This is a genomic window from Paraburkholderia diazotrophica, assembly GCF_900108945.1.
GTDB classification, from domain to species: domain Bacteria; phylum Pseudomonadota; class Gammaproteobacteria; order Burkholderiales; family Burkholderiaceae; genus Paraburkholderia; species Paraburkholderia diazotrophica.
The window spans coordinates 349367-367280 of record NZ_FNYE01000003.1 but is presented as its reverse complement, the minus strand read 5'-3'; the positions used below and the strand labels follow the sequence as shown (position 1 = coordinate 367280).

Here is a 17914-nt window from a genome sequence, read left to right as displayed (position 1 = left end):
CCCATCATGAGTCGATCGACTGATTCGACGTCACCCGCAAAAACGTGCAAGCGCAACGGTCCGCTGCGAGGGCTGTTCGCGCTGCGCCACTCGTATCGGGGGTTCGTCGCAACCGTGCGCCACGAAAGCGCGTTCCGTCAGGAACTGATCGCCGCTATGGTGCTGATTCCATCTGCTGCGATCGTGCCGCTGCCCACGGTCGAGCGCGTGATGCTTGTCGCAACCACGCTGCTGGTCCTGCTTGTCGAACTTGTCAATTCGGGCATCGAGGCCACCGTCGATCGCATCTCGCCTGACCGGCACGAACTCTCCGGTCGAGCAAAAGACTGTGGCAGCGCGGCAGTCACTGTCGCCGTGCTGATCTGTGCAATCGCGTGGATCACGCTGTGCGGCCCGCTGGCCGCGAACTGGATAAGATCGCTGTTCTGAGCGCGCAGCCGGCGCGAAGTCCGGCACGAACACGGCCGCCAGAAGCTCGCAAGGTAGTGCGCCCGCTGAACTGGCCGTATCGCAGGCAGAAGGTGGTCCGCCTTCCGCCTGCGCGCGATAGGCTACCTGCCGCGCACGGGCGCCAGCGCGCGTTCCCTGATGTTCTGCAATCCCAACCCCGTAGACAGCTGAAACAGCCGTATCGTCGTTATTTCTGCAGCTCGTCACCTGCGAACAAACGCGAAATAAGCCATTCCCTGATGCGAGCCCGACGCTCATTATCTCAAAACTCCAGTGGACATTTTCGGGCAAGCACAGCGCTGTGCACGCAAATTGGAGCGGCGAAATGCCGCGAAGGGCACCCTTGCGCGTAGCAAGGTCCTCAGATGGTTAATCGCCCGTATTGGAACCCGGTGCTGTCCGCATTGCTGAGCGACGGTGATGTCCTGTTTTGCCCGTACTACTGTTAACGGACAGTTGGCTGCTGGCTTGAGCTATCGGAACACCGTACAAACGTTTGCCCCATAAATTAAGTAGAAATCATCCGAAATAGCCTGGAATCTGGGAATGGTGCAGTGACATCGACTGCATCGGCCGGCAGGTTTGGACTTCATTCATCGCTTTAAAAAAATGCTGCGCCTTCTTTCAATTTATTAAGGGACGTAAATGGACCGGTCATTGTTAAATCGAGCAACGCGATCGGTCGACGGACGTCTATGAAAATCCGGGCGATGTTTCTATGGGAATGACATCAGCCAGCTATGCGGCAGCGAGACCATATGTTTTCGATGGACTGCAACGCAGTCGATTGCGCGACTAAAGACACCTTGCAGACGAGAAACGCCCTACTGCCCCACCTGCTCCTGCGCCCTCACCGCAACCGACACATCGAGCGTCTCCTCCAGCCCGCCGATCCTCCGTCCGCGCACGGGCGACGCCGCTTCGTAATCACGCGCCGCCGCGAGCCGGCAATACATCTCGCTGGCGAACGCCGCGTGCGTGACATCGACGGAAACCCAGCCCAGCCCCGCGAGCCACACATCGACCCACGCGTGACTCGCCGCATGCTCGACGTCGCCGGGTTCGATATAGCCGCTCACGTAGCGCGCCGGCAGGCCGCGCGCGCGGCAGCACGCGAGCATCAGATGCGCGTGATCCTGGCAGACGCCCTTGCCGAGCGCGAGCGCCTGCGACGCCGTGCTCGCCACGCCCGTTACACCCGGCTCGAACGTCACGCGCTCGACGATTTTCTCGGCCAGCGCGATCAGCGCCGCCGGCCTGTCGAGGGGCGGCGCCGACGCAGCCAGTTCGCGAATCGCGGAATCGCACTCGGTCAGCCGCGTCGCGCACGTGAAATGCTCGAGCGGGATCGCGCCCGCGCCATCGCCGAGCCGCCCATCGATCAATGGAAAAGTGTCGATTTCGCCCGATACGTGCACGCGAATCTCGTCGTGTGGCTTGTTCAGCACGAGCGTGTGCAGCACGTTGCCGTAGGCGTCGAAGGTCGAGTCGAGCTTGCCCGGCGCATCGAGCGTCCAGCGCCGCACGACCTGCGAAGCACCGCTCGACGGCGTGAGGCGCAGTTGCTGGATCGAATAATGGACCGTCGATTCGTAGCGGTAGGATGTGTCGTGGCGGATCGAGAGAAACATTGAGGGGACTCCGTCATGCAACAGCCAGCATCAGATAGGTCCGCGCGACCATGTTGCCGAGTTCGAACACGCGGGCAAGGAATTGCGTGAGCCACGCATGCAGGCCGGCTTCGAAGATCTGCCGGATATCCGCGTAAAGCAGCTCGGCGCGCAGCTTGCCGGCGAAGCGCTCGCACTGGTTCGAGCCTTGCGTGCGCAACATCGCGAGGTTCTCGCAGACGCCGTCGAGCGACGCCAGCAGCGAACGTGGCATCTGCGAATTGAGGATCATCAGCTCGACGACGCGCGCGGGCGTCACGACATCGCGATACACCTTGCGGTAGATTTCCAGCGCCGACACCGAACTCAGGATCGACGTCCAGTAATAGAAGTCTTCGAGCTGACGGGCGGCCTCGCGCGAATTCGGCTCTGCATCGGCGAAACGCACGTCGAGAATGCGCGCCGTATTGTCCGCGCGTTCGAGGAAGGTGCCGAGCTGCGTGAAGAAGAACGCGTCGTCCTGTAACGCGGTGCCGATCGTCACGCCGCGCGACAGATGCGAGCGGAACTTCACCCATTCGAACAGCGCGGCGGGATTGCTCGCCACCTGGCCGTGGCGCGTGCGCTCGTTGAACTCGAGCCACGTGTCGTTGATCGTTTCCCACCACTCCGTCGTCAGCGTGCCGCGCACCGCGCGCGCGTTCTCGCGCGCCGCCTGCAGGCACGCATGAATGCTCGACGGATTCGCCGGATCGGCGACCATGAAATCGAGCACGTTTTCGCGCGTCGGCTCCGCGTGGCGCTGCGCGAACGCGTCCTCGAGCTCGGAGATGCGCAGCACCGAACGCTGCGCGCGCTCTTCCTGATCGGGCGTCTGCGGCAGCAGTTGCGCTTTCAGGTTGATGTCGAGCATGCGCGCGGTGTTCTCGGCGCGCTCCATGTAACGGGCCATCCAGAACAGATGATCGGCGGTGCGGCTCAGCATGTCGGCTTTCCGTGTTGATGAGGCGCGCGTCCGTCAGTGTGATGCGGAGCGCGCCGGGTTGCCCGTTTTTCGCGCGGCGTCCATCGTGATGGGCGGACGCCCGCTCTTCAGAACATCGGTCGAATGCGGTCAGTCGACCATCCAGGTGTCTTTCGTGCCGCCCCCTTGCGATGAGTTGACGACGAGCGAGCCCTCCTGCAACGCAACGCGCGTGAGTCCGCCCGCGCACATCGTCACCGTCTTGCCCGACAGCACGAACGGACGCAGATCGATGTGGCGCGGCGCAATGCCCGCTTCGACGAACGTCGGGCACGCGGACAGCGCGAGCGTCGGCTGCGCGATGTAGCCCGCCGGCTTCTCGATCAGCCGCTGGCGGAACGCCTCGATTTCCGCCGACGTCGACGCCGGCCCGACCAGCATCCCGTAGCCGCCCGCGCCGTGCACTTCCTTGACGACGAGTTCGGGAAGATGCGCGAGCGTGTACGCGAGATCGTCCGGCTTGCGGCACTGGTAGGTCGGCACGTTATTCAGGATCGGCTTCTCGCCCAGATAGAACTCGATCATCTCGGGCACGTACGGATAGATCGACTTGTCGTCGGCGATGCCCGTGCCCATCGCGTTCGCGAGCGCCACGCGGCCCGCGCGATACGACGTCAACAGTCCCGGCACGCCGAGCGCCGAATCCGGACGGAATGCGAGCGGATCGAGAAAGTCGTCGTCGACGCGCCGGTAGATCACGTCGACGCGCCGCGGCCCCTGCGTCGTGCGCATGAACACGTAGTTGTCGTCGACGAACAGGTCCTTGCCTTCCACCAGCTCGACGCCCATCTGCTGCGCGAGGAACGTGTGCTCGAAGTAAGCGGAGTTGTACATGCCGGGCGTCAGTACGACGACGACGGGATCGTCGACGCCCGCAGGCGCCACCGAGCGCAGCGTATCGAGCAGCAGGTCGGGATAGTGCGCGACGGGCGCGATGCGGTTCTGCACGAAGAGTTCGGGGAAGAGCCGCATCATCATCTTGCGGTTCTCCAGCATGTACGAGACACCCGACGGCACGCGCAGGTTGTCTTCGAGCACGTAAAAGTCGCCGTTCTCGCCGGCGCGCACGACATCGACGCCCGCGATGTGCGCATAGACGCCGAGCGGCACGTCGACGCCCTGCATCTCCGGCCGGTACTGCGCGTTGGTGTAAACCTGATCGGCGGGCACGACGCCCGCGCGCACGATCTTGCGCTCGTGATAGACGTCGTGGATGAAGAGATTGAGCGCCTGCACGCGCTGCCGCAGTCCCGCTTCGAGCGTCTGCCACTCGCCGCGCGGGATGATGCGCGGAATCAGATCGAACGGGATGAGACGCTCGGTGCCGGACAGATCGCCGTTGACCGCGAACGTGATGCCGACCCGGCGAAACAGAAGATCGGCTTCAGCCCGCTTTCTCGCGATCGCTTCGTTGCCCTGCTGCACGAGCCAGCGTTCGAACCGCTGATAATGCGGCCGCACGGCGTCATCGTAATGACGCATCTCGTCATAGCATCGCATGTCACGCCCCACTCTTTTTGTCGGATCGAAGGCGAATGCGCTGCGCATTCGGTTGTCGATCACGTTCAAGCAAGCGTTATGCCATTTCCTTTACACGCGCGGCGTGCAGCGGATGCACTCGAAGCGCGCACGCGGATGGGCAGACGACCCGACGCCATCGTAGCGCGGCGGTACGCGATGCGCCACTAAAGTGCGTGGCGTCGCGCACGCGGCTCGATTCGATGCAGACGCGAACCGTCTTTGGGAATGTGACGCAATGCAGGGACGATGCAGTCACGAATGCGTGCAGACAAAAAAATCCCCGCACGCTTGCGCGTTGCGGGGATCGGGATGAACGCGGCAGCGGTTTGCGCCGCTGCCGTCGACATCGATTACGCTGCTGCTGCGTCCTTCAGCTTTTTCAGCGCGCGTGCCTTGATACGCACGCTTGCCGGCTTGGCCGGGAACCAGCGCTCTTCACCCGTGAACGGGTCCTTGCCGAAGCGCTTTTTCTTCGCCGGAACAGCCTGAACGACGATCTTCAGAAGACCCGACAGCGTGAATTCGCCAGCGCCCTTCTTGTGAACGGAACCGAGGATCGTGTCTTCGAGAGCAGCCAGAACTGCCTTCGCCGACTTCGGCTCGACGCCCGCGCGCTCCGCAACGTGTGCAGCCAGCGAGGCCTTCGTGAAGGTGTCCTTGATCGGCGACGGAGCGCCGGACGCCTTCACGGCGACCTTCTTAGCCGTGACTTTCTTTGCGGGAGCAGCAGCTTTCTTTGCAGCAACCTTCTTGGTCGGTACCGTAGCAGCCTTCTTGGCTACCTTTTTTGCGGAAGTCGCCATGTTTCTCCTACCTCTAGGGTTCAGTAAAAGCGAGAAGCGCACGCGATATGCACACGCTTCAAGGCCGGATTCTACAAGCGCTTTTGGTTTCTGAGCGAATCTTTTGTGTGTAACGGTTACGGTTTGTTGCGTGGCGCAGACTACCTCTCGCATTTCACGCCTGTTTTTAAGGGGTAAACGTGAACGGCAAGCGAATTCGACACACCTGTCCAGCGCGAATCGTCGAGCTTCAAGTCCTTGATTCGACACGCGGCATCAGCTTCGCGAGCTTCGTGAGCGGGGCATCGATATGGTCCGCCTCGATGCCGCCATAGCCAAAGATGAACCCCGGTCGCTGTTTCGCGCGAACGAAGAAAGGCGCGAGACCATGCAGCGCAATCGACTCGTCTCGCGCCGCTTCGATCACGGCGGCTTCCGTGAGCGGCGCCTTGAGCAGCGCGGCCAGGTGAATACCCGCCGTCGGCACGATCGGCTCGAACCAGCGCGCGAGGCCGCCTTGAAGATGCGCGAGCAGGCACGCGCGGCGCGCGGCGTAGAGCTTGTGCATGCGCTTGACGTGCTTCGCGAAGTCGCCGTTCAGCATGAAGCTGCCCAGAGCCGTCTGGGTCAGCGAGCAGCCATGCCAGTCGCCGATCTGCCTCGCCTTCTTCAACGTGTCGAACAGCGACGCGGGCGGCACCGTGTATCCGACGCGCAGCTCAGGAAAGATCGTCTTCGAAAACGTTCCCACGTAGGCGACGAGGCCCGCGCGATCGAGGCTTTTCAAAGGCTCCATCGGCCGGCCTTCGAAGCGGTATTCGCAGTCGTAGTCGTCTTCGATGATGATGGCATCGCGTTGCTGCGCCCATTCGAGCAGTTCGACGCGCCGCGCAAGACTCATCGGCATGCCGAGCGGAAACTGATGCGACGGCGTCACGTAGACGAGGCGCGCGTTCTTCGGCAGCTTGCTGACGATCAGGCCATCGGCATCGACGGGCACGGGCACGACCTTCGCGCCCACTGCCGTCAGACAGGCGCGCGCGGGCGGATAACCGGGATCTTCGACAACGGCCACGTCGCCGGGGCGCAGCGTGACGCGCGCGATCAGATCGAGCGCGTGCTGCGCGCCCTGCGTCACGATGATGTCCTCCCAGTTGCTCGAGACCGCGCGGCTGAACGCTAGATAGCGCGCAATCGCAAGCCGCAGCTCCTGTTCGCCGGCGGCATCGCGATAGATGCCGCGTCCACGCGATTGCACGCGCAGCGCGTGATTCACGCAGCGGCGCCAGACGTCGAACGGAAAATGCGACTTGTCGGTGATGCCGCCGATAAAGTCGAACGACGCGCCGAGCGTCGGCTGCGGACCGAGCACTTCGGGCACGGCGGACCACACCGGTTGCGCGCGGGCGCTGGATCGCGCAGCGGTGCTTGAGCCATGCAAGCCCAGCGCGTCATGGGCGACGCGCGCGTGTGCCGGACGTTCGGCGGGCAGGCGCTGCAATCCTTCGGCGACGAATGTGCCCGAGCCCGCGCGCGCATTCAGGAAGCCTTCGGCAAGCAGACGCTCGAATACGTCGAGCGTCGTCTTGCGGGACACGCCGAGTTGCGTCGCGAGATCGCGTGTCGACGGCAGTTGCGTGCCGCCCGCAAGGCGTCCTTCGATGATCCCCGCCCGCAGTTGCCGGTAGATCTGCCCGGCGAGATCGTGGCGGCCCTCGACGGCGATGTGGATGTCCATGTCGTCCCGTTGCTTCGCTTGCTGTGTTTTTGCAAGCTTAACGTGGGAAGCGGCGGCAATGCCGCGACGGCTATCTTTCGGTTTGGTGTTCGGTTTGGTGGCAAGCGCACGCACAAAAACAAAAGGCGCGCCCAACCGCGCGCCTTCCGGCATTCACTGAAACTAGACGGCCCCGCGGGGCCGCGGCGTCATTGCGCCGAAGCGGCCACTGCCCCGGCCTCGCGCGAGTTCTCACGCGCTTCGTCGGCGCAGCGCTGATGCGCGCGCGACAGCTTGCCCATCAGCGGCAACAGCAGAATCGCGACCACAGCGCCGAACGCCGCAAGCCAGCCGAGTTCGGTAAAGAGCTTCGTATACAACGGCAGCGAAGACATCGGATCGAGATCGCCGGCCGGCATCTTCGCCAGATTCGCGACGACGCTGCCCAGATACTGCGAGACACCCGTCGCCACGAAATACGCGCCCATCATGAAGCCGCTCATGCGAGCCGGCACGTAGCGCGCGATCATCGCGAGACCGAGGCCGCTCACCAGCAGCTCGCCCAGCGAGTACAACCCGTAGCCGCCGACCATCCACCACGACGACACGCGCCCATTCACCGCGAAGCTGCCGCTCCATGCATAGACGAAAAAGCCTGCCGCGACCACCGCGAAACCGAATGCGTACTTCGCCGCCACGGGCACGTCCTTGCCGTTTTTCGCGAGCTTCGTATACAGCGTCGCGAGAAGCGGGCTCAACAGCATGATCCAGATCGGGTTCAGCGCCTGGAACTGCGCGGCGCTCCACGTGAACAGATGCGAGCCGAACAGCGAGAACGTCGGATCGACATTGCGCAGCGCGAAGAGCGTCAGCGACGTCGACATCTGTTGATAGAACACGAAGAACAGGATCACCTGCAACACGAGAATCAGCGCGGCGATCAGGCCCGAACGCTCGGAGCGCTCGCACTTGAGCAGCATGTACGCGAAGATCGCGAGAATCGCGACGCCTGCCGTGTACACGCACGCGACGGCAATCGCCTTGTGCTGCAACACGAACATCGTCGCCGTACCGAGCGCGATGCCGCCGAGCGCGACGGCCAGCACGCGCATCCAGCGCACGGGTTCGGCATCCGGCGCGGAACCGACATGCGACAGCGTGCGGAACATCAGGAAGTAGTTGATCACGCCGATCAGCATGCCGCCGCCGCAGACGGCAAACGCCGTATGCCAGCCCCAGTGATCCTTGATCCACGGCGTCGCGAGCATCGACACCGTCGAGCCGATATTCACCGCCATGTAATAGATCGTGAACGCGCTGTCGATGCGCGCGTCGTCGCCTTCGTAGATGCGGCGCACGAGATTTGCCGCGTTCGACTTGAAGAGGCCGTTGCCGACCACGATCACGCCGAGCGACGCATACATGTAGTCGAGGCTGTCGTTCGGCAGCGCGAGCATCAGATAGCCGGCAGCGAGCACGAGCGCGCCGAAGATCATCGAGCGGCGCGCGCCGAGAATCTTGTCGCCGATCCAGCCGCCGATCGACGGCGACGCATACACGAGCGCCGCGAACGCGCCCCACGTGAGGTTCGCGTGGCTGTCGTCGAAACCGAGCTTGTCGATCATGAACAGCACGAGCAGTGCCGCCATGCCGTAGTAGCCGAAGCGCTCCCACATCTCGATGAGAAAGACGGTCGAAAACGACCGGGTCTGGGATACGGGTGAGTTCATGTGTTCCTCGAATTCATGCAAAAGCTGCCGCGCGCGCACGCGTCGATCCGACGCCATGCCACGTGGCGAAGCTGGAAAAACTGGAGATCGTCGATGACTTGCCGTGGCCGATGCGCAATGCGGCATTCGACGACGGCTCAGTGCGGTACGAGCGACGGACGTTGCGGTCCGCGTCGAAAACGGAACAACCAGGACTTCAGCGGGAGACCGTCAACGCGAAAGACCGCGTGACGAAGGCGCAATGATAAAGCATTGCGCGCCCGGACCGGCTTTGCGGACCGTTCGGGCACTCGTGCCGGATACGCGGGATGGCGGAAGAAACACTATGGAATGGATCGACATGCGTGTTCACCTTCGGTTATCGGTGGGAGCCCGGTCAAGACGTACCGATCAAGAGACCGCCGCAGGATCGCTGCAAACGGACGTGCTGGCGGATCGGCCCTGCAAGCCCGGTCCGCGCGAGATCGCGATTCTGCGCATGAAGAAACGTCTTGTCGCCTCGGGAATTTACTGAGGTCGGTATTAAAGCGCACTGAAGCTTTCATCCAGATTCACGCACCGTCCTTATGCAGATCGAGTTGTCTAATGCGAATCCGATGGACGCTCTTTGCGATCTGGCAACATAGAGTGCTTTCTCGAAATTAAATAACGCGCATGAGCGGCGTCGATGCGTATTCAACGTCTTCAAGACGGGTCGCGCGCGGCGCGGCATCTAACAAGATTTACTTATATCAAACTAATTTTGACGGACTAATTTGGTTTTGTTATGGTCACGACACTTGAGAAGGACACGGCACTTGCACTGGGGAGCAAGATCCGCGCGCTGCGGCAAAGGCTAAAGCGCACGCTCGATGAAACGGCAACGGCAGCAGGCATTTCGAAGCCGTTTTTGTCACAGGTCGAGCGCGGACTGGCATCGCCGTCCATCACGTCGCTGGCGGGAATTGCGCATGCGTTGGGTGTCAAGGTGCAGTACTTCGTCGATACGCCGAGCGAAGAGCGTTCGGTGTGTCGCGCAAACGAGTTGAAGTTTTTTGGTTTCGCAGACTCGGCGAATCTGTTTGCCCGGATGACCAATCTGTCGGGGGGCCGTCAGTTGGAAGCAATCCTCGTGAGGATGCCACCCGGGCAAAAGCGTTCCGAAGTCACGACGCATGCCGGCGAAGAGTTTATCTACGTCGTCGAAGGGCAAGTGTCGTTGACGCTGGAAGGCAAGACCTTCGTGCTGCGCGCGGGAGACAGCGCGCATTACGAATCGACGCTGCCGCATAGCTGGGCGAATACGGCCCGGAAAGAGTCGGTGGTCGTCTGGGTCGGTACGCCGAGGCTGCTTTAGAAGGCGGGCATTTCAATCCTGGTTGGAAGCGCTTCCGCATGTCGGGGAGCGCGATGAATCGGCGGTGAAGGATGCCTGTAATAATAATTGTAAGGAATCCTCTATGCCGTACACCGAGCAAGGACCACCCCGGTCCACATCACGCGGATAACCGTTAGCGGCATCCGTGCCGCTCGCGTTCCTCTCCCGACTCTTTCTGCGACTTAAACCATGAAAACAACGTTCGTCTACGCGACGGCGCTGACCGCGCTCGTCCTTACACTTCAGCAAAACGCATCGGCCGTCGTGATTCCGCCCGGCGCAACGCTCGCCTCAAGCCAGGAACTGACACGCCAGGTGCCCGGCGAAACCGAATCGCTCGACCCCGCGCACATCGAATCGTGGACGGGCAACACGATCGGCCTCGACCTGTTCGAAGGCCTCACGCGTATCGACGCAGCAGGTGCGATCGTCCCCGGCGTCGCGCAGTCGTGGACACGCACGGCGCCCGACACGTGGGTCTTCAAGCTGCGTCACGATGCGAAGTGGAGCAACGGCCAGCCCGTCACGGCAGCGGACTTCGTGTACGCGTGGCAACGCGTCGTCGATCCGAAGACGGGTTCGAAGTACACGGTGCTCGTCGAGTTCGTGAAGAACGCGAAGCAGATCATCGCGGGCAAGGCGCCCGTGACGAGCCTCGGTGTGCGTGCCGTCGATCCGTACACGCTCGAAGTGAAGACGGAAGTGCCCGCTGCGTTCTTCCCGCAACTGACCGCGATGGCGACGATGGCGCCCGTCGACAAGGCGATCGTCACGAAGTTCGGCAGCGACTGGACGCGTCCCGCGAACTTTGTCGGTAACGGTGCGTTCGCGCTTTCGGACTGGCAGCCGAACAACCGCCTCGTGATCGCGAAGAACGGTAGCTACTGGAACGCGCCGAAGGTGGCGATCTCGAAGGTCACGTATCTGCCCATCGAAAGCGATGAGACGGCTATGCGCATGTATCAGGCAGGCCAGTTCGATTACACCTACACGATTCCTTCCGGCATTTTCAACCAGGTCGACAAGCAGTTCGGCCAGCAGTTGCAGAAAGGGCTGCAGATCGCGACGTATTACTACAGCCTCAATAACGACGAGCCCGTATTCAAGGACAAGCGCGTGCGCGAGGCGCTGTCGATGGTGATCGATCGCGATCTGCTGACATCGAAGCTCACGTCGAGCGGCGAACTGCCGATGTACGGCCTGATCTCGAAGGGCACGGAAGGCGCAGCCGTCTACAAACCGGAATGGGCGTCGTGGCCGATGGCGAAGCGCGTCGACTATGCGCGCAACCTGCTGAAGCAAGCGGGCTATTCGGATGTGAAGCCACTCGTGTTCACCTTCACGTACAACACGAACGATCTGCACAAGAAGGTCGCGCTCTTCGTGACGTCCGAATGGCGCACCAAGCTCAGTGTGAACGCGAAGCTGGAGAACGTCGAATACAAGGTGCTGCTCAAGCAGCGTCACGACGGCAAGGTGCAGGCGTCGCGCGACGGCTGGTTCGTTGACTACAACGACGCGATGTCGTATTTCGACCTGATCCGCTGCGGCAGCGTGCAGAACGACCAGCACTACTGCAATCCGAAGGTGGACGCACTGATCGACCAGGCGAACCAGCAGACGGACGACAAACAGCGCACCGCATTGCTCACGCAGGCGCATGACCTGGCGATGAACGACTATCCGATGATCCCGCTGTTCCAGTACTCGGCGGCGCGTCTCGTGAAGCCGTACGTTGGCGGATACACGCCGACCAACTATCTCGACATGCGTGCGTCGCAAGACATGTACGTGCTCAAGCACTAAACGGCAGGAACCGCACCCATGCTTGCATACACGTTGCGCCGCACGTTGTGGGCGATCCCGACGATTCTCGCTGTGATCACCGCGTGCTATCTGCTGCTGCATCTCACGCCGGGCGGTCCGTTCGACACCGAGAAGCAGTTGTCGGCGGCCACGATCGCGAATCTGAACGCGCGCTATCACCTCGACGAGCCGCTGTGGCAGCAGTATCTGCACTATCTGTGGGGACTGCTGCACGGCGACCTGGGCCTGTCGTTCCGCTACACCGACTGGTCCGTCGCCGATCTCGTGCTGAAGGCGCTGCCCGTGAGTCTCGGCGTCGGCGGCGTGTCGGTGCCGATCGCGGTCGTGATCGGCGTCGCGCTCGGCACGATTGCAGCCGTGCGGCGCGATAGCGTGATCGATCACGCGGTGATGGTGCTCGGCAATATCGGCAACGTCGTACCGCCGTTCGTGCTCGGGCCGCTGCTCGTGTGGATGTTCGCCATTCTGCTGAAGACCGCGGACGGCCACGGCTGGCTGCCCGCGGGCGGCTGGGGCGAAGGCGAATGGCGTTATCGTGTGCTGCCCATCGTGCTGCTGACGTTCATCAACGTAGCGCTGATCGCGCGCGTCATGCGCGGCAGCATGATCGAAGTGCTGTCGGGCAACTTCATCCGCACCGCGCGGGCGAAGGGCCTGCCCGCGCGCACGATCGTCCTGCGTCACGCGATGAAACCCGCGCTGATGCCTGTCGTCTCGCTGCTCGGCTCGGTGTGCATCTCGTCGATCACGGCGGCCGTCGTCACCGAATCGGTGTTCGCGCTGCCGGGACTCGGGCAGCTCGTCGTCAACGGCGCAATCAACCGCGACTACACGCTCGTGCTCGGCCTCGTCGTGCTGACCACGGCCATCGCTGTCCTCTTCAACCTGCTCGTCGACCTTGCGTATGCATGGCTCGATCCGCGTATCCGCTACTGATACCGATGAGAATGCCACCTGTCACCTTGACCGTCGCCGTCGCGCCGCCTTCGCGCAGCCCGCTCGCGACTGCCGCGCGCCGTTTCGTGCGCAACCGCGCGGCCTTCATCGCGCTGCTGTTGCTGGTCCTCATCGTCATCGCGTGCTTCGTCGGGCCGCTGCTGTCGCCGAACAATGCGATCGACAGCGACTGGTCCGCGATCAGCCTCGCGCCGACCTTCGACAACATGCACTGGTTCGGCACCGACGAACTCGGCCGCGACCTGCTCGTGCGCACGCTCGTCGGCGGACGCGTGTCGCTCGAAGTCGGCTTGCTCGGCACGTTGGTGTCGGGACTGATCGGCGTCGCGTGGGGCGCGACGGCCGGCTATCTCGGCGGGCGCGTGGATGCCGTGATGATGCGCGTCGTCGACATGATGTATGCGATCCCCTACATGCTGATCGCGATCCTGATGATGACGCTGTTCGGCCGTGCGTTCTATCTGGTCGTGCTGACGATCAGCGCGTTCTCGTGGCTCGACATGGCGCGCGTCGTGCGCGGGCAAACGTTGTCGCTGCGCTCGCGCGAGTTCATCGACGCGGCGAAGGCGATCGGCGTCAACTCGCGCTCGATCATCGCGCGTCATATCGTGCCGAATCTGATCGGCGTGGTGGTCGTCTACGCGACGGTCACGGTGCCGACCATCGTGCTGACGGAATCCGTGCTGTCGTTTCTCGGACTCGGCGTGCAGGAACCGATGACGAGTTGGGGCGTGCTGATCCAGGACGGCGCGCAGAAGCTCGAATCGACGCCGTGGCTACTGCTGTGCCCCGCGCTCATGCTGTGCGCGACGCTCTATTGCGTGAGCTTCGTCGGCGATGGCTTGCGCGATGCACTCGATCCGAAGGACCGCTGAGAGGACACGCACGATGGCACTACTCGAAGTAAACAACCTGAGCGTGCGCTTCTCGCGCCGCGACGGCGCGCCCGTGGACGCCGTGCAGCGCGTGTCGTTCTCGCTCGACAAAGGCAGGACGCTCGGCATCGTCGGCGAATCGGGCTCGGGCAAGAGCCAGACGGTGATGGCGCTGCTCGGGCTGCTCGCGAAGAACGGCAAGGTCAGCGGCGAAGCGCTGTACGACGGCGCAAACCTGCTGACGATGAACGAAGCCGCGCTCAACCGCATTCGCGGCGACCGCATCGGCATGATCTTCCAGGACCCGATGACGTCGCTCAATCCGTTCCTCACGATCGAGCGGCAGATGACGGAGACGCTGCAACTGCATCGCAAGCTGTCGCGCCGCGAAGCGAAAGCGCGCGCAATCGAAGCGCTCGAACGCGTGCGTATTCCCGATGCCGCGCGCCGCATCGGCATGTATCCGCATGAGTTTTCGGGCGGCATGCGGCAGCGCGTGATGATCGCGATGGCGCTGTTGTCCGAGCCCGAAATCCTGATCGCCGACGAGCCGACGACGGCACTCGACGTCACCGTCCAGGCGCAGATCATCGAGCTGCTGCGCGAGCTGAACCGCGAGCGCGGCACCGCAATCATTTTGATCACGCACGACATGGGCGTGGTTGCGGGCCTGTGCGACGACGTGATGGTGATGTACGCGGGCCAGACGGTCGAGCAGGCGCCCGCGCAACGGTTGTTCGCCGCGGCGACGCATCCGTACACGATCGGCTTGCTGAACGCGCTGCCGCGCCTCACCGACGAAGACGATCAGCCGCTGCAGACCATTGCGGGCAATCCGCCGCTGCCGGGCGAAGCGTCGCAGGGTTGCGCGTTTGCGCCGCGCTGCACGTTCGCCGAGGACGCGTGCAGCGCGACACGTCCCGCGCTCGAACCCATCGGCGATGAAGCGCGTGCGTTGCGCGCATGCCATCGTCCCGTCCAGATCATCGCGGAGGTGCTATGAGCGCTCACGAAACGCTACTCGAGGTCGACAACCTCAGCGTGCATTTTCAGATCGCACGGGGCGGCTTCCCTTGGTCTGAGAAGGCGACGTTGCGCGCCGTCGATGGCGTGTCGTTCGACGTGCGTCGCGGCGAAACGGTCGGGATCGTCGGCGAATCGGGCTGCGGGAAGTCGACGCTCGCACGCGCGATCATCGGACTTGCGCCTATCACATCAGGCAGCGTTCAGTGGAAAGGCCGCGAAACCGTTGCTGCCAATTCAAAGCGTGACATGACGCAGATTCGCCGCGACGTGCAGATGATTTTTCAGGACCCGCTTGCATCGCTCGATCCGCGCATGACGATCGAACAGATCGTCGCGGAGCCGCTGAAGACGCATCAGCCGCAACTGGGCCGCGAAGAAACGCGCGTGCGCGTGCAGACGATGCTCGAACGCGTCGGCTTGAACAACCATCATCTGCGCCGCTATCCGCATGAGTTTTCGGGCGGACAGTGCCAGCGCGTGGGCATTGCGCGCGCATTGATCGGCGAGCCGCAACTCGTGATCTGCGATGAGCCGGTGTCGGCGCTCGACGTGTCGATCCAGGCGCAGATCGTCAACCTGCTGCGCGACCTGCAACGCGAACTGTCGCTGTCGCTGCTGTTCGTCGCGCACGATCTCGCCGTCGTGAAAGCCATCAGCCAGCGCGTGCTCGTGATGTACCTGGGCCGCGTGATGGAATTCGGCGACAAGCGCGACGTGTATCGCGAACCGCAGCATCCGTACACGCGGGCACTGCTGTCGGCCGTGCCGCTGCCCGATCCGTCCGCCGAACGCGCGCGCGAACACGTGCTGTTGCGCGGCGAGATTCCGTCGCCGCTCAAGCCGCCTTCCGGTTGCGCGTTTCGCACGCGCTGCCCGGATGCGATCGACGCGTGCGCGCACGAGCGGCCCGTCGCGACGTCCGCAGGCATCGGCCATACGCAAGTTGCCTGCATTCGCGCCGCGATGACCTGACAGCCGGCTCATATCGACGAGACCCGAATCCACGACGCAGCCAGCCGCTGCGTCAAGGGAGGCGTTCGTTTCCGCGACGGTGGAAACGGGCGAAAGCGTGGTTCGGCCGACCGCCGCGCCACTGTTCAATCAACTAGAAAAAAGCTGGAGTTTCAATGACAACCCAACGAACCACATCAGCAGCCTCGACACTCGCGCTGCTGGCAATCGGCCTGCCCGCATTGACGATGGCGACGAGCGCGCTCGCCGATGACGCGGCCATTCCCGCCGCTGCAAGCGCAGCCGTGGCGCAGACCACACCGCAAACCGCAGCGCAGGCTGCGCCCGCGCCGCAAGCGAAGGCCAAACCGGCGGCCACGACGCTCGCTCAAGCGACGCCCGAAACGAACAACGCCGTCATCAATGCCGAAGCCACCCAGGCCGTCACGCCGCCCGAGCAGTTGTCGAGCCAGGCGAAGAGCAAGGGCCTCGTCGCCGATAGCCATCTGAATCTGCTGTTCCGCAACTACGCCGACCATTTCGACAACGAAGGCGGGCCGCATCGTCACGCGTGGGTTCAAGGCATGCAGGCGAACTTCGAATCCGGCTATACGCGAGGGCTCGTCGGTCTTGGCGTCGATGCGTCGCTGTTCGCCGCGTTGAAGCTCGACGGTGGTAATGGCGCGGGCAACATGGTGCATGTGCGCAAAGGCGGCGGCGGCTCCGATCAGCTCGCGTGGGCGTATCCGGGCATGTACGACATCAAGGGGCGCATCTCCGAGACGGTCGTCAAGTACGGCTTGCAGATCGTCGACAACAATCCGTTCCTTGAACCGCACGACAACCGCTCGTTGCCGCCGACGTTCCTCGGCATATCGGCCGTGAGCAATGACATTCACAACGTCACATTGCAGGCGGGCAGCTTCACGAAGGTCGACGCGCGCGGCCACACGAACCTGACCGATATGAACACGTCGTATGGCGGCACGACGTTCAAGCGCCTCTCGTACTTCGGCGGCAACTGGGACTATTCGCCGAACGGCACGGTCACGCTGTACGCGGACCAGGCGGAAGACGTGTGGAATCAGTTCTACGCGTCGATCTCACATTCGATCGGCGACGTGAACAGCGTCAAGTGGGCGGGCCTCGCGAACATCTACTCGACGCATCAAATGGGTTCCGCGCTGCAAGGGCATATCAACAACAATGCGTACAGCCTGTCGCTGTCGGCGCAGCATGGTCCGCATCAGGTGCTGCTCGGCTATCAGCAGATTCTCGGCGACCAGTTCTTCGACTATGTGAACGAGACCAACGGCATTTATCTCGTGAACTCGATGGACGTGGACTACAACGCGCCGCACGAGAAGTCATTTCAGTTGCGGTACACGTTCGATGGCAAGTATGCGGGTCTGCCCGGCTTCAAGGCGATGGTATGGGGTGTGACGGGTTGGGGCGCCGATGCGTCGGCCGGCGCGGCTTCCAATGCGATCGGCCCGTACACGCGAAATGGCGAGTTCGTGCACGGCACGCACCATGAAATCGGCTTTATTCCAAGCTATACGCTGCAAAGCGGCCGCTTCAAGGACACGAAGATCACGTTCATCGCGATGTATCACAAGTCGACCGCGCATTACTCGGACCCGGACAACATGGAGTACCGGCTTGTCGTGAATGTGCCGGTGAAGGTGTTCTAAGCGGAGCGTCGATGCTGTTCATGCTTGCGGGCATCGCCATTCGATTGCCTGCAAGCGCAAGAACGGACCGCATCAATGTTCAGAAGATAACGGACACCACGATCGCCAGCCACACTGCGATCACGCCCGTTAGAAACATCACGCGCGCGATGCGAATTTTCGCGTCACTCGTTTCCGGTTCGACGGGACTCGTCGCCATCCACGGCACGAGCCCGAGAAACGCAAAGCCTAGTATCGCGATTCCCGCGACGAACTTGTCGGCGAGCGTCCAGTCGCCTGCTTCCTGCAGGCCCCAGTAGCCGAGAAAGATGATCCCGATCGAGAACATCGTCGCGGAAGCCGTGCAGAGGGCGGGCACCGATCCTTGAGGAGTGGGCATGATCCACCTCGCGT

General features: G+C 62.7%; 16 protein-coding genes. 9 read left to right on the top strand and 7 right to left on the bottom strand.

Annotated elements, in window-relative coordinates; genetic code table 11:
• The first annotated feature begins 6 nt into the window (after window positions 1-6).
• Window positions 7-429, top strand: coding sequence for a diacylglycerol kinase (locus tag BMW76_RS06465; RefSeq protein WP_090864235.1), 423 nt, complete (start codon window positions 7-9; stop codon window positions 427-429).
• An 845-nt stretch (window positions 430-1274) separates the two neighbouring features.
• Here the strand turns inward: BMW76_RS06465 and BMW76_RS06460 are convergent.
• The 6 genes from BMW76_RS06460 to BMW76_RS06430 all read right to left on the bottom strand — a co-directional run bounded on the left by BMW76_RS06460 (window position 1275) and on the right by BMW76_RS06430 (window position 8834).
• Window positions 1275-2081 carry a transglutaminase family protein gene (locus tag BMW76_RS06460; RefSeq protein WP_090864233.1) on the bottom strand — a complete coding sequence of 269 codons (807 nt, stop codon included), beginning with the start codon at window positions 2079-2081 and terminating at the stop codon, window positions 1275-1277.
• 13 nt (window positions 2082-2094) lie between these two features.
• Window positions 2095-3045 (bottom strand): alpha-E domain-containing protein, encoded by a 951-nt coding sequence (locus BMW76_RS06455; protein WP_090864231.1) that lies wholly within the window; start codon window positions 3043-3045, stop codon window positions 2095-2097.
• A 129-nt stretch (window positions 3046-3174) separates the two neighbouring features.
• A complete protein-coding gene (locus BMW76_RS06450) occupies window positions 3175-4584 on the bottom strand; it encodes a circularly permuted type 2 ATP-grasp protein (protein ID WP_090864366.1) in 1410 nt (469 codons plus the stop codon).
• 371 nt (window positions 4585-4955) lie between these two features.
• A complete protein-coding gene (locus BMW76_RS06440) occupies window positions 4956-5408 on the bottom strand; it encodes an HU family DNA-binding protein (RefSeq protein ID WP_054919981.1) in 453 nt (150 codons plus the stop codon).
• Window positions 5409-5637: 229 nt separating this feature from the next.
• Complete coding sequence (gene pdxR / locus BMW76_RS06435) at window positions 5638-7125, bottom strand: MocR-like pyridoxine biosynthesis transcription factor PdxR (protein WP_090864227.1); 1488 nt, start codon at window positions 7123-7125, stop codon at window positions 5638-5640.
• Window positions 7126-7313: 188 nt separating this feature from the next.
• A complete protein-coding gene (locus BMW76_RS06430) occupies window positions 7314-8834 on the bottom strand; it encodes a peptide MFS transporter (RefSeq protein WP_090864365.1) in 1521 nt (506 codons plus the stop codon).
• A gap of 325 nt (window positions 8835-9159) precedes the next feature.
• On the opposite strand from BMW76_RS06430, the gene BMW76_RS40195 reads away from it, so the two are divergent.
• The 8 genes from BMW76_RS40195 to BMW76_RS06390 all read left to right on the top strand — a co-directional run bounded on the left by BMW76_RS40195 (window position 9160) and on the right by BMW76_RS06390 (window position 17521).
• A complete protein-coding gene (locus BMW76_RS40195) occupies window positions 9160-9348 on the top strand; it encodes a hypothetical protein (protein WP_143062214.1) in 189 nt (62 codons plus the stop codon).
• Window positions 9349-9600: 252 nt separating this feature from the next.
• Window positions 9601-10170, top strand: a complete 570-nt coding sequence (locus BMW76_RS06420; RefSeq protein WP_090864223.1) for a cupin domain-containing protein — start codon at window positions 9601-9603, stop codon at window positions 10168-10170.
• 210 nt (window positions 10171-10380) lie between these two features.
• On the top strand, window positions 10381-11997 hold the full coding sequence (locus BMW76_RS06415; protein ID WP_090864221.1) for a peptide ABC transporter substrate-binding protein: 1617 nt from the start codon (window positions 10381-10383) through the stop codon (window positions 11995-11997).
• An 18-nt stretch (window positions 11998-12015) separates the two neighbouring features.
• Window positions 12016-12954 carry an ABC transporter permease subunit gene (locus BMW76_RS06410; RefSeq protein WP_090864217.1) on the top strand — a complete coding sequence of 313 codons (939 nt, stop codon included), beginning with the start codon at window positions 12016-12018 and terminating at the stop codon, window positions 12952-12954.
• 11 nt (window positions 12955-12965) lie between these two features.
• Window positions 12966-13850 carry an ABC transporter permease gene (locus BMW76_RS06405; protein WP_177200312.1) on the top strand — a complete coding sequence of 295 codons (885 nt, stop codon included), beginning with the start codon at window positions 12966-12968 and terminating at the stop codon, window positions 13848-13850.
• 13 nt (window positions 13851-13863) lie between these two features.
• Window positions 13864-14853, top strand: coding sequence for an ABC transporter ATP-binding protein (locus BMW76_RS06400; protein ID WP_090864213.1), 990 nt, complete (start codon window positions 13864-13866; stop codon window positions 14851-14853).
• The gene (locus BMW76_RS06395) at window positions 14850-15848 is read left to right on the top strand and encodes an ABC transporter ATP-binding protein (protein ID WP_090864211.1); all 999 of its coding nucleotides are present in this window, start codon (window positions 14850-14852) and stop codon (window positions 15846-15848) included. Before BMW76_RS06400 ends, BMW76_RS06395 begins: the two co-directional genes overlap by 4 nt.
• A gap of 155 nt (window positions 15849-16003) precedes the next feature.
• Window positions 16004-17521 (top strand): OprD family outer membrane porin, encoded by a 1518-nt coding sequence (locus tag BMW76_RS06390; protein WP_090864209.1) that lies wholly within the window; start codon window positions 16004-16006, stop codon window positions 17519-17521.
• Between the two features lie 79 nt (window positions 17522-17600).
• Here the strand turns inward: BMW76_RS06390 and BMW76_RS06385 are convergent, their stop codons facing one another.
• Window positions 17601-17900: a hypothetical protein gene (locus BMW76_RS06385; protein WP_090864364.1), complete on the bottom strand. Its 300-nt coding sequence runs from the start codon at window positions 17898-17900 to the stop codon at window positions 17601-17603.
• Window positions 17901-17914 lie beyond the last annotated feature (14 nt).

Bases quoted from the DNA above. Each gene is read 5' to 3' on its own strand.
- BMW76_RS06465 (WP_090864235.1), top strand. From the start codon at position 7: ATGAGTCGATCGACTGATTCGACGTCACCCGCAAAAACGTGCAAGCGC.
- BMW76_RS06460 (WP_090864233.1), bottom strand. From the start codon at position 2,081: ATGTTTCTCTCGATCCGCCACGACACATCCTACCGCTACGAATCGACG.
- BMW76_RS06455 (WP_090864231.1), bottom strand. From the start codon at position 3,045: ATGCTGAGCCGCACCGCCGATCATCTGTTCTGGATGGCCCGTTACATG.
- BMW76_RS06450 (WP_090864366.1), bottom strand. From the start codon at position 4,584: ATGCGATGCTATGACGAGATGCGTCATTACGATGACGCCGTGCGGCCG.
- BMW76_RS06440 (WP_054919981.1), bottom strand. From the start codon at position 5,408: ATGGCGACTTCCGCAAAAAAGGTAGCCAAGAAGGCTGCTACGGTACCG.
- pdxR (WP_090864227.1), bottom strand. From the start codon at position 7,125: ATGGACATCCACATCGCCGTCGAGGGCCGCCACGATCTCGCCGGGCAG.
- BMW76_RS06430 (WP_090864365.1), bottom strand. From the start codon at position 8,834: ATGAACTCACCCGTATCCCAGACCCGGTCGTTTTCGACCGTCTTTCTC.
- BMW76_RS40195 (WP_143062214.1), top strand. From the start codon at position 9,160: ATGGAATGGATCGACATGCGTGTTCACCTTCGGTTATCGGTGGGAGCC.
- BMW76_RS06420 (WP_090864223.1), top strand. From the start codon at position 9,601: ATGGTCACGACACTTGAGAAGGACACGGCACTTGCACTGGGGAGCAAG.
- BMW76_RS06415 (WP_090864221.1), top strand. From the start codon at position 10,381: ATGAAAACAACGTTCGTCTACGCGACGGCGCTGACCGCGCTCGTCCTT.
- BMW76_RS06410 (WP_090864217.1), top strand. From the start codon at position 12,016: ATGCTTGCATACACGTTGCGCCGCACGTTGTGGGCGATCCCGACGATT.
- BMW76_RS06405 (WP_177200312.1), top strand. From the start codon at position 12,966: ATGCCACCTGTCACCTTGACCGTCGCCGTCGCGCCGCCTTCGCGCAGC.
- BMW76_RS06400 (WP_090864213.1), top strand. From the start codon at position 13,864: ATGGCACTACTCGAAGTAAACAACCTGAGCGTGCGCTTCTCGCGCCGC.
- BMW76_RS06395 (WP_090864211.1), top strand. From the start codon at position 14,850: ATGAGCGCTCACGAAACGCTACTCGAGGTCGACAACCTCAGCGTGCAT.
- BMW76_RS06390 (WP_090864209.1), top strand. From the start codon at position 16,004: ATGACAACCCAACGAACCACATCAGCAGCCTCGACACTCGCGCTGCTG.
- BMW76_RS06385 (WP_090864364.1), bottom strand. From the start codon at position 17,900: ATGCCCACTCCTCAAGGATCGGTGCCCGCCCTCTGCACGGCTTCCGCG.